Annotated in this window: 8 protein-coding genes; 7 read left to right on the forward strand and 1 reads right to left on the reverse strand. The window is 61.1% G+C overall.

What is annotated here, in order from left to right:
• The 6 genes from CAF92_RS06650 to CAF92_RS06675 form a co-directional block, all read left to right on the forward strand.
• Nucleotides 1–9,617: immunoglobulin-like domain-containing protein (locus CAF92_RS06650; RefSeq protein WP_143516073.1), on the forward strand; the 9,617-nt coding region annotated here is incomplete at its 5' end.
• Nucleotides 9,618–9,806: 189 nt separating this feature from the next.
• Nucleotides 9,807–10,148: a hypothetical protein gene (locus CAF92_RS06655; RefSeq protein WP_046616445.1), complete on the forward strand. Its 342-nt coding sequence runs from the start codon at nucleotides 9,807–9,809 to the stop codon at nucleotides 10,146–10,148.
• A gap of 198 nt (nucleotides 10,149–10,346) precedes the next feature.
• Nucleotides 10,347–11,246, forward strand: a complete 900-nt coding sequence (locus CAF92_RS06660) for a TauD/TfdA family dioxygenase (RefSeq protein ID WP_085599866.1) — start codon at nucleotides 10,347–10,349, stop codon at nucleotides 11,244–11,246.
• A gap of 18 nt (nucleotides 11,247–11,264) precedes the next feature.
• On the forward strand, nucleotides 11,265–12,284 hold the full coding sequence (locus CAF92_RS06665; RefSeq protein WP_025337262.1) for an ABC transporter substrate-binding protein: 1,020 nt from the start codon (nucleotides 11,265–11,267) through the stop codon (nucleotides 12,282–12,284).
• Between the two features lie 6 nt (nucleotides 12,285–12,290).
• On the forward strand, nucleotides 12,291–13,154 hold the full coding sequence (locus CAF92_RS06670; protein ID WP_085599868.1) for an ABC transporter ATP-binding protein: 864 nt from the start codon (nucleotides 12,291–12,293) through the stop codon (nucleotides 13,152–13,154).
• 14 nt (nucleotides 13,155–13,168) lie between these two features.
• Complete coding sequence (locus CAF92_RS06675) at nucleotides 13,169–14,032, forward strand: ABC transporter permease (RefSeq protein ID WP_085599870.1); 864 nt, start codon at nucleotides 13,169–13,171, stop codon at nucleotides 14,030–14,032.
• 110 nt (nucleotides 14,033–14,142) lie between these two features.
• Here the strand turns inward: CAF92_RS06675 and CAF92_RS06680 are convergent, their stop codons facing one another.
• Nucleotides 14,143–14,703, reverse strand: coding sequence for a WYL domain-containing protein (locus CAF92_RS06680; protein ID WP_025337264.1), 561 nt, complete (start codon nucleotides 14,701–14,703; stop codon nucleotides 14,143–14,145).
• A gap of 207 nt (nucleotides 14,704–14,910) precedes the next feature.
• On the opposite strand from CAF92_RS06680, the gene CAF92_RS06685 reads away from it, so the two are divergent.
• Nucleotides 14,911–15,705 carry a tetratricopeptide repeat protein gene (locus CAF92_RS06685; protein WP_046616440.1) on the forward strand — a complete coding sequence of 265 codons (795 nt, stop codon included), beginning with the start codon at nucleotides 14,911–14,913 and terminating at the stop codon, nucleotides 15,703–15,705.
• The last annotated feature ends 83 nt before the right edge of the window (nucleotides 15,706–15,788 follow it).

The raw sequence follows: 15,788 nt of genomic DNA on the forward strand, positions 1-15,788 counted from the left end.
CCGGCGGCAACTTCGAGCAACTGACGCCGAACCCGACCCCGGCCCAGACCACGATCAACGACTCGGTCGACACCACCACTGCCACCCTGACGGCCACTCCGTCGGTGACCGAAGGCGGCGTCATCACCTACACAGTGACCCTGAGCAACCCGGCCCAGACCCCGGTGACCGTAACCCTGTCCAATGGCCAGACCATCACCGTCGAAGCGGGCAAGACCCAGGGCAGCGTCGACTTCGAAACGCCAGCGAACGACGTCTACAACAACGGCTCGACCGTCAGCGTAACCATCGAAAGCGCCACCGGCGGCAACTTCGAGCAGCTGACGCCGAACCCGACGCCGGCCCAGACCACGATCAACGACTCGGTCGACAACACCACGGCCACCCTGACGGCCACTCCATCGGTGACCGAAGGCGGGGTGATCACCTATACCGTGACCCTGAGCAACCCGGCCCAGACCCCGGTGACCGTAACCCTGTCCAATGGCCAGACCATCACCGTCGAAGCGGGCAAGACCCAGGGCAGTGTCGATTTCCAGACCCCGGCCAACGATGTCTACAACAACGGTTCGACCGTCAGCACCACGATTACCGGTGCGACCGGCGGCAACTTCGAGCAACTGACGCCGAACCCGACCCCGGCCCAGACCACGATCAACGACTCGGTCGACACCACCACCGCCACCCTGACGGCCACTCCATCGGTGACCGAAGGCGGGGTGATCACCTACACCGTGACCCTGAGCAATCCGGCACAGACTCCGGTGACCGTGACCCTGTCCAACGGTCAGACCATCACCGTCGAAGCCGGCAAGACCCAGGGCAGCGTCGACTTCGAAACGCCAGCGAACGACGTCTACAACAACGGCTCGACCGTCAGCACCACGATTACCGGTGCGACCGGTGGCAACTTCGAACAGCTGACGCCAGACCCGACGCCAGCATCGACTGTCATCAATGACAGTATCGATACCGTCACCGTGAGCATTGTCAGCAATGGCGATGTGACAGAGGACCAGCAGCCGTCCTTTACTGTGAAGGTAAGCCAGGCACTGGACCGTCCGTTGACGGTTACCTTGTCGAACGGCGATACCGTGACCATCGGGGCCGGCAAGACCGAAGTGGAATACAAGACTGCGGCCCAAGGCGATGACGTAATCCAGGATGCCGGCTCTGTCACGCTCAGCGTGACGGATGCCACCGTCTCGGGCGCCACCTTCGAGAAGCTGGCGTTCGGAGGCCCGGCTACCGTTGAAATCTCGGATACCATCAGTGAGGTCGTCGCCAAACTGACCGCTACCGAGTCCGTAAGCGAAGGTGGCGAAATTACCTACACCGTCACGCTGACCAGCAAGGATGGACTCCCGCTCAACATCCAATCACCGCTGTATTTCACCCTCAGCGATGGCAAGACCGTTATTGAGGTACCGGCCAACAGCACAACCGGTTCGATTACCGTTGCCGCGCCGGACAACGTCTACATGGGCGCCAATCCGCCGGTGGTCAATGCGATCGATTCGGTTAGCGGTGCGGATGTATGGAAGTTCGAGAAACTGACCTTGGACAAAACCGAGGTCAGTACCACCGTGACTGATGAATCCGGCACCCCTGGCTCTGGTGGCGATCTTGTGTTGGTAAGCATCGAGGCCGACCAAGCGTCGGTTCTCGAGAACCAGAACCCGACATTTACCGTGAAGATCAACACCGCGCTGGCGCATGATCTTGTCGTTACCCTGAGCAACGATGCCCAGGTCACTATCAAGGCGGGGGATACCAGTGCGCAGTACACCCACGCCGTACAGGGAGACGACGTTTATCAGGACGCCGGCACTATCAGTCTCGGCCTCAAGTCAGCGACCGATACTGCAGGTAGCACCTTCGAGAACCTGCAGTTTGGCGGCGCCGCGTCGGTGGAAGTGACTGACACCATCAACGAAGTGGTGGCCAGACTGACGGCTACCGATACCGTTACCGAAGGTGGCGAAATTACCTATACCGTCACGCTGACCAGCGAAGACGGCCTGCCGATCAACAACCACTCGCCGCTCTATTTCACCCTCAGCGACGGCAAGACCGTTGTCATGGTGCCAGCCAACAGCAACACCGGCTCTATCACCGTTACCGCGCCTAATGATGTCTATGTAGGCGCTCAGCCTGTAGTAAACGCGATCGACTCGGTCAGCGGTGCAGATGCCTGGAAGTTTGAAAAGCTGACCCTGGACAAAACGGAAGTCAGCACAACGGTTACCGATGGCCCAGGCTCCGAGGACATTACCTGCCTGACGCTCTCTGCTACGCCTACAGTGGCCGAAGGTGGCGCTATCACCTACACCGCCACGTTGACCAACAAGGCCGGCACTGACCTGGTCATCAAACTGAGCAACGGCGAAACCATCACCATCGCGGCTGGCCAGAAGGAAGCTTCGATCATCGTCGACGCCCCAGGCGACGATGTGTACATCGATGCCAAAGACCTCAGCGTGACCATCACCGATGCCACGGGTGGTAATTTCGAAAAACTGGATGTCAGCAGCAAGGCGGCTGTAACGAAAGTCACCGATACCATCGACACCACCACCGTGACCTTGACCGCCACGCAGAGCGTGGTCGAGGGCGGCGTGGTGACCTACACCGCATCGGTCAACCACAAGGTCACTGGCTCGGATCTGGTGGTGAAACTGGCCAACGGCCAGACCATTACCATTCCGGTGGGTGAGTCGTCGGCGTCGGTACCGTTCACCGCGCCAGACAATGCCTACAACACCAACCTGGACCTGACCAACAAGATCACTGACATCTCGGGCGGCAATTACGAAAAGACCGTAGCAGTTGGCGAGCCAGTGACGACCGTGACCGACGGACCAGGCACGAAGGACATTACCCACCTTACCCTGAGCGCGACCCCTACGGTTGCCGAGGGTGGCAAGATCACTTACACCGCGACCTTGACCAACAAGGCCGGCACCGATCTAGTGATCAAGCTGAGCAATGGCGAGACCATCACCATTGCCGCAGGCTCGAAGGAAGCTTCGGTCACCGTCGATGCTCCAGGCGATGATGTCTACATCGATGCTGAAGTGCTTCAGGTCAAAGTGACCGAAACCTCGGGTGGTGACTTCGAGAAGCTGAATGTAAACAGCGGCGCAGCCGTGACCAAGGTGACCGATACCATCGACACCACGACTGTCACTCTGACCGCGACCTCGACCGTCGCTGAAGGTGGCGTGGTCACTTACACCGCGTCGGTCAACCACAAGGTCACCGGTTCCGACCTGGTGGTGAAACTGGCCAACGGTCAGACCATCACCATCCCGGTGGGCGAGTCGTCTGCATCGGTACCGTTCACTGCACCGAACAACGCACTCAATACCAATCTGGACTTGAGCAACAAGATCACCAGCATCTCGGGTGGTAATTACGAGAAAACCGTGGCCGTTGGCGAGCCGGTGACCACTGTCACCGACAACCCGGCGACCCCGGATGTCACCACGCTTACGCTGAGCGCGACGGATACCGTGGCCGAAGGCGGCAAGATTACGTATACCGCTACGCTGACCAACCCGGCGGGTACTGCGCTTACCGTAAAGCTGAGCAACGGCGAGACCATCACCATCGCGGCGGGTCAGAAAGAAGGGTCGATTACCATCGACGCGCCGAGCGACGATGTGTACATCGATGCGGGTACCGTTCAGGCCAATATCGATAGCACCAGCGGCGGTGACTTCGAGAAATTGGACGTCAGCAGCACTGCGGCCGTGACCAAGGTTACCGACACCATCGACACCACCACCGTCACTCTGACCGCGACCTCGACCGTTGCTGAAGGTGGCGTGGTGACCTACACCGCGTCGGTCAACCACAAGGTCACCGGCTCGGACCTGGTGGTGAAACTGGCCAACGGTCAGACCATCACCATCCCGGTGGGCGAGTCGTCTGCTTCGGTACCGTTCACCGCTCCGAACAACGTCCACAACACCAACCTGGACCTGACCAACAAGATCACCAATATCTCGGGTGGCAACTACGAGAAGACCGTGGCGGTTGGCGAGCCAGTGACCACCGTCACCGACAACCCGGCGACTCCGGACGTCACCACGCTCACCCTGACCGCGACGGATACCGTAGCCGAAGGCGGCAAGATCACCTACACCGCGACCTTGACCAACAAGGCCGGTACCGACCTGGTGATCAAGCTGAGCAACGGTGAAACCATCACCATCGCCGCCGGTTCGAAGGAAGCGTCGATCACCGTCGATGCCCCAGGCGACGACGTGTACCTCGATGCCGAAAACCTGAGCGTGACCGTTACCGGCACCACCGGTGGTGACTTCGAGCAGCTGGACGTCAGCAGCACTGCGGCCGTGACCAAGGTTACCGACACCATCGACACCACCACCGTCACTCTGACCGCGACCTCGACCGTTGCTGAAGGTGGCGTGGTGACCTACACCGCGTCGGTCAACCACAAGGTCACCGGCTCGGACCTGGTGGTGAAACTGGCCAACGGTCAGACCATCACCATCCCGGTGGGCGAGTCGTCTGCTTCGGTACCGTTCACCGCTCCGAACAACGTCCACAACACCAACCTGGACCTGACCAACAAGATCACCAATATCTCGGGTGGCAACTACGAGAAGACCGTGGCGGTTGGCGAGCCAGTGACCACCGTCACCGACAACCCGGCGACTCCGGACGTCACCACGCTCACCCTGACCGCGACGGATACCGTAGCCGAAGGCGGCAAGATCACCTACACCGCGACCTTGACCAACAAGGCCGGTACCGACCTGGTGATCAAACTGAGCAACGGTGAAACCATCACCATCGCGGCCGGCTCGAAGGAAGCGTCGATCACCGTCGATGCCCCAGGCGACGACGTGTACCTCGATGCCGAAAACCTGAGCGTGACCGTTACCGGCACCACCGGTGGTGACTTCGAGAAGCTGGACGTCAGCAGCACTGCGGCCGTGACCAAGGTTACCGACACCATCGACACCACCACCGTCACTCTGACCGCGACCTCGACCGTTGCTGAAGGTGGCGTGGTGACCTACACCGCGTCGGTCAACCACAAGGTCACCGGCTCGGATCTGGTGGTGAAACTGGCCAACGGTCAGACCATCACCATTCCGGTAGGCGAGTCGTCTGCTTCGGTACCGTTCACCGCTCCGAACAACGTCCACAACACCAACCTGGATCTGACCAACAAGATCACCAATATCTCGGGTGGCAACTACGAGAAGACCGTGGCGGTTGGCGAGCCAGTGACCACCGTCACCGACAACCCGGCGACTCCGGACGTCACCACGCTCACCCTGACCGCGACGGACACCGTCGCCGAAGGCGGCAAGATCACCTACACCGCGACCTTGACCAACAAGGCCGGTACCGACCTGGTGATCAAACTGAGCAACGGTGAAACCATCACCATCGCGGCCGGCTCGAAGGAAGCGTCGATCACCGTCGATGCCCCAGGCGACGACGTGTACCTCGATGCCGAAAACCTGAGCGTGACCGTTACCGGCACCACCGGTGGTGACTTCGAGAAGCTGAACGTCAGCAGCACTGCAGCTGTGACCAAAGTTACCGACACCCTCGATAGCACCGGTCTGACCCTGACTGCCACTCCTACCGTCCAGGAAGGTGGCCAGATCACCTACACCGCCGCCTTGACCAACAAGGCCGGCACCGACATGACCATCAAGCTCAGCAATGGTGCCGTCATCAGCATCGAAGCGGGCAAGCTCTCCGGTAGCGTTACCGTTCCGGCGCCGACCGATGACGTCTATATCGATGCAGGCAACGTTTCGGCGAAGATCACCGAAACCAGCGGTGGCAACTTCGAGAAACTGAACGTCAGCGACACGGCGGCGGTCACTGCGGTCACGGATACCATCCAGACCACCACCCTGAGCATCAGCGGCACCGCCGCGGTTGCTGAAGGTGGCGATGCCACGTACGTGCTGAACCTGACCAACAAGGCCGAGACCGACGTCACCGTCAAACTGACCTACACCGGCACCGCGGCCGATGGCACTGACTACACCGGCGTGGCCACCGTGGTAATCAAGGCCAACAGCACGCAGGCAACGTTCACCATCCCGACCTTCAAGGACAGCGTCACCGAGGGCACCGAGCACTTCACGGTCAAGATCGATTCGGCCACCGGTGGCAACTTCGAGAAGCTCGACATCAGCTCCAGCGCCGGCAGCGTGACCACCCAGATCTTCGAGCCAGCCCCGGTTCTGGACCTGGATGGCAACGACTCCAGCGGCAAGACCGGTGCCGACTACCAGACCACCTTCACCGAGAACCAGCCGGGCAGTGGTGTGTCGATCGGTGATGTGGACGTCACCATCACCGACTTCGACAGCTCGAAGCTGACTGGCGCGACGGTCACCCTGACCAACCGCCAGCCGGGTGACGCGCTGAACCTGGGTAACAGTGTCAACGGCATCACGATCAACGCCAACAGTACCGACGGCAAGGTAGTCCTGACTCTGAGCGGCGCTGCATCGCTGGCCGACTATATCCAGGCGATCAAGAACATCACCTTCATAAACAGCAGCGAGAACCCGAGCACCACGCCTCGCATCATCACCGTGACGGTGACCGACGGCGTGAATACCTCGAACACCGCCACGACCACGGTGAATGTGATCGCAGTCAACGACGCACCGGTTGCCGCCGGCGGCGCCGTCACTGGCGTCGAAGACACGCCGCTGGTGCTGACCTGGAACGACTTCAACATTTCCGACGTCGACAGTGCCCTGTCGAGCCTGGGTGTGACCTTCACCCAGCTGCCAGCAGGTTCCCTGCAGCTGTTCAACGGCACCGCCTGGGTCAACGTCGCCCAGAACCAGACCGTCAGCCAGGCCGACATCGCTGCCGGCAACCTGCGGTTCGTGCCGAAATCCAACGAGTCGGGTATCGACGGATATGGCGGAACGGGCGTCGGCAACAAGCAGGCCGACTATGCCCAGATCAAGTACAAGCCTACCGACGGTACCGCTGCTGGTAACGAGGCCACCCTGAAGGTCGATATCACGCCTGTAGCCGACAAGCCTGGCCTGAACATCGGCAGCAATACCCCAGATTCGCTTGGCCTGACCAAGGAAACCTGGAACAGCCTCACGGGCCTGGGCACCAACGGCAACGGCATTAGCGGTACTGCGCTGAAGAACGTGTTCGCCAACTCTGGCAGTGCCAGCAAGACCGAGCAGGTTGTCAGCGCCGACTCGGGCGGCAGCGTTGCCGCCGGAACTGGCTCCAAGACCTCCGGCCTTATCTACCTGGAAGCCGGCCAGACCTACACCTTCAGCGGCACAGCCGATGACAGCCTGCAGGTCTACATCGGCAAAACCAGCGTGGTCGGCGCCACTTGGGGGGCGGGCGGTACGATCTCCGGCAGCTTCTCGCCGCCTGTCAGCGGCTACTACACCCTCGAGATCTACCATGCCAACCAGTCCGGCCCGGGCAGCCTGGATATCAACGTCAAGGTCGGCAACGGCCCCGTGACCGACCTGAGCAGCTCGGCCATCCCGATGTACCCGAACGTTGCGGCGATGGGTAACGCCGGGCTTTCCGTATCCGATTTCCATGGCAGTGACGGCCAAGGTTACTACGACGGCTACAAGCTCAACGAAGGGCCGGAGAACGGCACCGTCAAGCTGGTTGGCATTTCCACCAACCTGACCGACACCGATGGCTCCGAGAGCCTGAGCGTCAAGCTGGACGGCATTCCGGCAGGTTCGGTGATCAGCGATGGCGCCGGCCATACCGTAACCGTCGGCGCCACTTCGGTTGACGTCACCGGCTGGAACCTCAACGGCCTGAGCATCAAGCCACCGGCGTACTACCAGGGCAGTTTCGATGTGAAGGTCACCTCGACCGCTACCGAAAGCGTGGGCGGCAGCAAAGCCTCCACCGAAGGTACGATCAAGGTAACCGTTTATCCGGACACCTACACCGCCAGCAACCTGACCACCGACAGCGACAGTTTCACCGGCACCGCCACCAGCGACATCATCGTTGCCGACATCAGTGGCTTGCACGTGACGCCGGGCCAGGACTACAACATTGCGTTCATCGTCGATACCTCAGGCAGCATGGGCAGCGCTGTCGATGCCGCGCGCAACTCGCTGAAGTCGGTGTTCGATACCTTGGCCAACAGCGTCAAGGGCGCACAGTCCGGCACAGTGAACATCCTGCTGGTGGACTTCTCCACCCAAGTGAACAGTACGGTTTCGGTCAACCTGGGCGACAAGAACGCGCTGAGCTCGCTCTACACTGCGCTCAATACGCTTTATTCCAGCGGCTCGACCAACTACGAGGATGCCTTCAAGACCACCGCCAACTGGTTCAAGCAATTGATGGACGCGGGCAACACCGGCAGCCGTCAGACGTTCTTCATCACCGACGGTCAGCCGAACGTGTACCAGGCTGGCGAACGTGAGGGCACCTTCAAGAACATCGGCACCACGGTGGATTCCGTGCTCAAGTCGATCGGCTACAAGTTGGGCGACGTGGTCACCAACAAGATGGTGGGCAGCGACAACCGCTTCAGCATCGATGCCAAAGGCAACATGACCGCTGAGTACTACAACAAAGGATGGCGTAACGACAGTGGTGCATCCGGGCAGCTGCACGCCCAAGGTGATGGCACCTTCGAGTTCTCTTACGCCGAAAGCGGTTACTACTCTGTGGACTACAACTCGCAACAGAGCTTCTTGTTGCTGTCCAACCTGTCTGGCGTGGAAGCCATCGGCCTGAACAGTGCAGTCAATGTCAACGACCTGAAGCCTTACGACACCGATAGCAAGCCGCAGACCAATATCGACCCGAGCAAACTGGCGGAAGCGATCCTGGGCCACACCGAAGCCACCGTGCCGGGCAATGACACTGTCAACGGTGGTGACGGCAACGACATCATCTTCGGTGACCTGGTGAGCTTCGGTTCGGTCGCCGGCAACGGTGTCGAAGCCATACAGGGATATGTCGCAGGCCAGCTGGGTGTGGCCCTGGGTGATGTCGACGGTCGCGTGCTGCACAAGTACATCGTCGAGCACGTAAGCGAATTCGATGTCTCGCGCAGTAACGATGGCAACGACATTCTCAACGGTGGCGCGGGCAATGATCTTCTGTTCGGCCAAGGCGGCGACGACACTCTCGACGGTGGCAAGGGCAATGACATCCTGATCGGTGGCCTGGGCAAGGACACTCTGCTCGGCGGTGAAGGCAATGACATCCTGCTTGGCGGCAAGGGCGATGACACCATGACCGGTGGCAGCGGTGCCGACACCTTCGTATGGAAGGCTGGCGATACCGGCAAAGACGTGATCAAAGACTTCAAGGTGGCCGAAGGCGACCGTATCGACCTGAAGGACCTGCTCCAGGGAGAGAAGGGCAGCACCATCGACAACTACCTGAAGCTCACCACGGTGGAAGGCACGACGACGCTGCAGGTCAGCAGCGAAGGCAAGCTCAACGCCGCCGGTGGTATCGCCAACGCCGACGTGACCATCAAGCTGGAAGGGGTGAACTGGTCCAACACCACAATCAACTCGTTGATCAGCGGTGCTGACCCGACCATCATCATCCACAACAAGGACAGCTGATTGCTGATGCGCTAGCGGGCTGCTCTGCAGCCCGATCGCCGGCAAGCCAGCGATTGGCCGCTCAGCGGCCATGGCACTTTCCTGACATCCTGCGACAGCGCATACTCTGGCGCCGGGCCTGCGTGCCCGGTGATCTTTGCCTATGCTGCTGTCTACCACCAAGGAACCAATGTGACGAGGGACACTGCCATGTTCTACGTGCAACGCGACGACGCTGGCCAGTTGCTGCGGGTAGAAGCAGCCGCTTTTGACGAGTTCACCGAAATACTCCCCGCCGACCATGCCGATATCCAGGAATGGTTTGCCAATGACGATGTGGAAAACAGCCTCAACCAGCTCAAGCAAAGCGACCTCGACATGATCCGCGTGCTCGAGGACCTGATCGATGTGCTGACCGCCAAGGGCGTGTTCAAGATCACCGATCTGCCCGCTGGTGCGCAGGCCAAGCTGCTCAACCGTTCTAAAGCGCGCAAGGCGCTCAGCAGCCTGAACAACCTCATCGATGAAGAAGAGCAGAGCGGGTTGATCTGATTCGTACTGCCCGTGACAGCAGTGCTATGGTTATTCTGTATCGGTATTTAAAATAATTTTCTTATGACTATATAGTCACCTCCACTGCGTACCCGTCGACCAATCGATGCGCCGCACGACTTGAACCCACACGGGAAATCCCCGTGCGTTTCTGATCGTTGCGCGCCGTTGAAGTCGCGCACTGCGTGGGAGTGAATAATGTCAGCCGCCTCGAACGCCTTGTCGATCACCGACAGCGCCCAGCCGCAACACTTCGAAATCCGCCCCTTCTCCGGTGCCGTAGGCGCCGAGATCATCGGCCTGGACTTGGCCAGAACGGTCAACGCCGGGGATTTCGCCCGTATCCATCGCGCCCACCTCGATCACCATGTGCTGGTGTTCCGCGACCAGCGCATCAGCCCCGACCAGCAAATCGCCTTCAGCCGCCGTTTTGGCCCATTGCAGATCCATGTGCTCAAGCAGTTCCTGCTCGCCGGCCACCCCGAGATCCTGATCGTTTCCAACATCATTGAAAACGGCCAGAACATCGGCCTGGGTGATGCCGGCAAGTTCTGGCATTCGGACCTGTCATACAAGGAACTGCCCAGCCTCGGCTCCATGCTGCATGCCCAGGAACTGCCCGACGAGGGCGGCGATACTCTGTTTGCCGACATGCACAAAGCCTGGGACGCCGTACCCGCAGCCCTGCGCAAGGTGATCGAGGGCCGTGATGCTGCGCACTCCTACACCGCCCGCTATGCCGAGACCAAATTCGAAGGCAACTGGCGCCCGACCCTGACCGCCGAGCAGCTGGCGCAGGTACAGGAAGTCATCCACCCGGTGGTGCGTACCCACCCGGAGAACGGCCGCAAGGCGCTGTTCGTCAGCGAAGGCTTCACCACTCGTATCGTCGGCCTGCCAAGCGACGAAAGCCGCGATGTGCTGCAACAGCTGTATGCCCTGAGCGTGCTGGAGCAGAACATCTACCGCCACCAGTGGCAGCCCCACGACCTGGTGTTCTGGGACAACCGCTCGCTGATCCACCTGGCAACCGGCTGCCCCGCACATCTGCGACGCAAGCTGTATCGCACCACCATCCAGGGCGATGCCCCGTTCTGACGACTGAGGAAACCCACCATGCGTAAATCCATCAGCCGCCTGGCGGCAAGCATCGGCTTGGGCGCAAGCCTGGTCGTAGGCAGCCTGGCGGCCCCCGCCGCGGCGCAAGCAGAAGGCAAGATTCGCATCGCCGAACAGTTCGGCATCGTGTATCTGCTGCTGAACGTAGTACGTGACCAGCATCTGATCGAAAAACATGGCAAGGAGCAGGGCATCGACATCGAAGTCGATTGGGCTCAGCTGTCGGGTGGCTCGGCCATCAACGATGCACTGCTGTCCGGTTCGGTGGACATTGCCGGTGCCGGTGTTGGCCCATTGTTGACCGTGTGGGACCGCACCAAGGGCCGACAGAACGTCAAGGCCGTGGCCTCGCTGGGCAACTTCCCGTACTACCTGGTCAGCAGCAACCCCAACGTGAAGACCATTGCCGACCTCTCCGACAAGGACCGCATCGCCGTGCCGGCGGTAGGCGTTTCGGTGCAGTCGCGCTTCCTGCAGTATGCCGCTGCCCAGCAATGGGGCGACAAGGAATACAACCGCCTCGACAAGTACACCTTGGCCGTGCCGCACCCGGATGCCACTGCCGCGCTGCTGGCCGGCGGCACCGAACTTAACGGGCACTTCTCCAACCCGCCGTTCCAGGACCAGGTATTGGCCAACAAGAACGTGCACGTGGTGCTCAACAGCTACGACCTGCTCGGCCCCAACTCGCCGACCTTGCTGTTTGCCACCGAAAAATTCCGCAAGGACAACCCCAAGACCTACAAGGCCTTCGTCGATGCGCTGGCCGAAGCCGCGGACTTCGCCCAGAAGGACAAGGCAGCCGCCGCCGACACCTACATCCGCGTGACCAAGGCGAAGATCGATCGCGACACGCTGATCAAGCTGATCGACAACCCGCAGTACGAATTCACGGTCACGCCAAAAAACACCTACAAGCTGGCCGACTTCCTCTATCGGGTAGGCGCCATCAAGCACAAGCCGGAGTCGTGGAAGGACTACTTCTTCCAGGATGAACGGCCGCTGCAGGGGAGCTGACCGATCATGACCGCCCCATTGCCAGGCCACACGGCCAGCAACCTGAGCCGTGTCGCAACGCCACCTTTGCTCAAGGTGGATAACCTCAGCCTCGAATACCGCACCGCGCAACGCGTGGTGCGGGCCACCCACCAAGTCAGCTTCGAAGTCGACCGTGCCGACCGCTTCGTGCTGCTCGGCCCTTCCGGCTGCGGCAAGTCCACCTTGCTCAAGGCCGTGGCCGGGTTCATCTCGCCCCAGGAGGGGCAGATACTGCTGCAAGGTCAGCCAGTCAGCGGCCCTGGCCCCGACCGCATCGTGGTGTTCCAGGAGTTCGACCAGCTGCCGCCATGGAAGACGGTGAAACAGAACGTCATGTTCCCTCTGCTGGTGTCGGGCCAGCTGAAACGCGCCGAGGCCGAGGAGCGGGCACTGCACTACCTGGACAAAGTCGGCCTGGCCGCCTTCGCCGATGCTTACCCGCACACCCTGTCGGGGGGTATGAAGGCGCGCGTGGCGATCGCCCGTGCCCTGGCCACGCAGCCGAAGATCCTGCTGATGGACGAACCGTTCGCAGCACTTGATGCGCTGACCCGGCGCAAGATGCAGGAAGAACTGCTGCTGCTGTGGGAGGAGGTACGTTTTACCCTGCTGTTCGTTACCCACTCCATCGAAGAGGCTCTGGTGGTCGGCAACCGCATCCTGCTGTTGTCGCCCCACCCGGGGCGGGTGCGTGCCGAAGTGCACAGCCACCAGTACGACCTGGGCAGCCTGGGTGGTAGCGAATTCCAGGCCAGTGCCCGACGCATCCATCATTTGCTGTTCGATGAGGTGGGTGCCCCCGAACAGCCCGACGATCTTGGTTTCAACGATATCCGTATCGCCTACTGACAGGAGCTTCAGCCATGACCACTACACCTGTACGCCAGGAATACGAGGTGCAGCTGGAGCCTTTGCTCAGTGTGCCTGTGGAGCGCAACCTGCCGCTGGCACAGCGCCTGTGGCAGCACGGCTGGTTGCGCAAGGCGGTCATCCTGCTGGTGATCGCCGTGCTGTGGGAGGCCATTGCCCGCTATCAGGGCAACGATCTGTTGCTACCGACCTTCCTGCAGACGGCCACGGCGCTGTGGGACGGCATGGTCAGCGGTGAGTTGCCGGCCAAGGTTGGCGTGTCGCTGGTGATTCTGCTCAAGGGTTACCTGCTGGGGATCATTCTGGCCTTTGGCCTCACCAGCCTGGCGGTGTCGACCCAGCTTGGGCGCGATCTGTTAGGCACCCTGACCTCGATGTTCAACCCGTTGCCGGCGATTGCCTTGTTGCCGCTAGCCCTGCTGTGGTTCGGGCTGGGCGACAACAGCCTGATCTTCGTGCTGGTGCACTCGGTGCTATGGGCGCTGGCGCTGAATACCTATGCGGGCTTTCTTGGGATGTCGGAAACCTTGCGCATGGCCGGGCGCAATTACGGCCTGAAGGGGCTGCGGCTGGTGCTGCATATCCTTGTACCTGCGGCGCTGCCGTCGATCCTGTCGGGGCTGAAGATCGGCTGGGCATTTGCCTGGCGAACGCTCATCGCTGCCGAGTTGGTGTTCGGGGCCAGCAGTGGCAAAGGCGGGTTGGGCTGGTACATCTTCCAGAACCGCAACGAGCTGTACACCGACAAGGTGTTCGCCGGGTTGGCGGTGGTGATCCTGATCGGCTTGCTGGTGGAAGGCCTGGTGTTCAATACCCTGGAGCGGCTGACGGTACGGCGCTGGGGAATGCAGCGTTGACCTGCACTGGCCTCATCGCCGGCAAGCCAGCTCCCACAGGAAAGCCACAGCTCTCAAGGCTTGTGCATTACCTGTGGGAGATGGCTTGCCGGCGATAGGGCCGGTACAGGCTAAAAATTCTGGTACTGCGCCGCCGCATTGCTCAGGATCTTGCCGATCTCCTCCCGCAAGCCGCCCGGCTGCTCCACCACCACCCCATCGCCATGGCTCAACAGCCACCAGCGCAGTGGCCAGCCGTCACTAACCGTGGCCTGCAACCGATGCCCGTGCTCCAACGCCGTCAGCTGCATGTCGCTACTCAACGGCGCAACCCGCAACTGCCGCGCCAGCGTATCGCTGATCCGCGCCACCAACTCCACCCCCTCACCCCGAGCCGGTTGCAGCGCATCGCCGCGCAGGTGCGTCAACAAGTCGAAATTGCCGCGCAAGTCGCCCACTGCGCTCGCCGACCAGTGCCAGCCAAACGGGATGCTCTTGTCATTGCGCTCCAGCGGAAATATCAGCGACAGCTCGTTGAGATCACGCTCGACAGTGCGTTTGCTGACAGTGAAGCCCACGTCACGCAGGCGCCAGACCAGTTCGGCGCTGGTAATGCCTGGGGAACGGCTGGGCAGCTGGCGCAGCAGCGCCCACTGCCGACTGAGGGTGGCGCGAGTGGTGGCGAACGGCAAAAGATAACGTCCTTGTCTAGGCTTGCCGCAATAGGATGGCGGCAGGCGTGGGTCATGGCAATTGGCCACAGCCTGCTCAGATCAAGGAAGTCGCATTTGGTTGCCTGGTGCCGAATCGTTCGCGACAGGTTTTGACGTTACGTCACGCAGAATCACGCCTCATCACAGCCGAAGGTTGGGGTTGTGTGTCGTTCAATGAGGATGAACATGTCTGCTGCCAGCAATATCCATTCGCTGCTTGCCCGCCTTCTGCCCGAGCGGGTCATTGCCCCGCCGGCCGCTGTCGGGAGGCGACAGCGACTGTTTGCCGGGATAGGGTTGCCCAGCCAACGCTCGCTGCTTGTCACCCGTCTGGACGAAGCCAGCGACTTGCAGGCGGTGTACGTCGACCTGCGCCGCCAGGCCTTGCAAGGCAACGTGGCGGCGCTCAACGACCTTGGCTGGATCTGGCTCAACGGCAAATACTGGCGTGCTGACACCGTGTTGGCCGGCCACCTGTTGCGCATGGCGGCCCTGCAAGGCAATGCCGCGGCGTGGTTCAACCTAGGGCAGCAACATTACTTCGGCAAAGGTATCGACCCCTCCTATGTACAGGCGGCGGAGTGCTACCGGCAGGCATTCGAGCGGGGCATGTTGCATGCTGCTGCCGCGCTGGGTGACCTGTACGAGGAAGAGGTGTGTGATGGCGGCCTGCAATGGCAAGTCGACCTGATACAGGCTTACCAGTGGTTCCTGCGCGGGGCTGAGCAGGGCGAAGCACGCTGCCGTTTCGAGGTGGGTTACCGGTTGATGCACGGGCTGTACGTGGAGGCTGATTTAAAGGCCGCGCTGTACTGGCTTGAGCTGGCGGCAGCTGCGGGGGTGGTGCAGGCGGCAGAAGAGCTGGCGGTGCACTTCAGCAGCCGTGACGAGGGCCGCTACCAGGAGTGGCGTGACCGGGCGGTGCAGATGGGCAGCACATTGGCCTTGACCATGAAGCTGGAAGACCAGATACAGCCCTGAATGCGCTGCTGCTTGTCCGGGCCCTTCGCGGGCTCGCCCGCTCCCACAGGTACCGCGCATGGCTTGAATCGTATGCATCACCT

It is taken from the genome of Pseudomonas sp. B10(2017) (genome assembly GCF_002113295.1).
In the GTDB taxonomy this organism is placed as follows: Bacteria; Pseudomonadota; Gammaproteobacteria; order Pseudomonadales; family Pseudomonadaceae; genus Aquipseudomonas; species Aquipseudomonas pudica.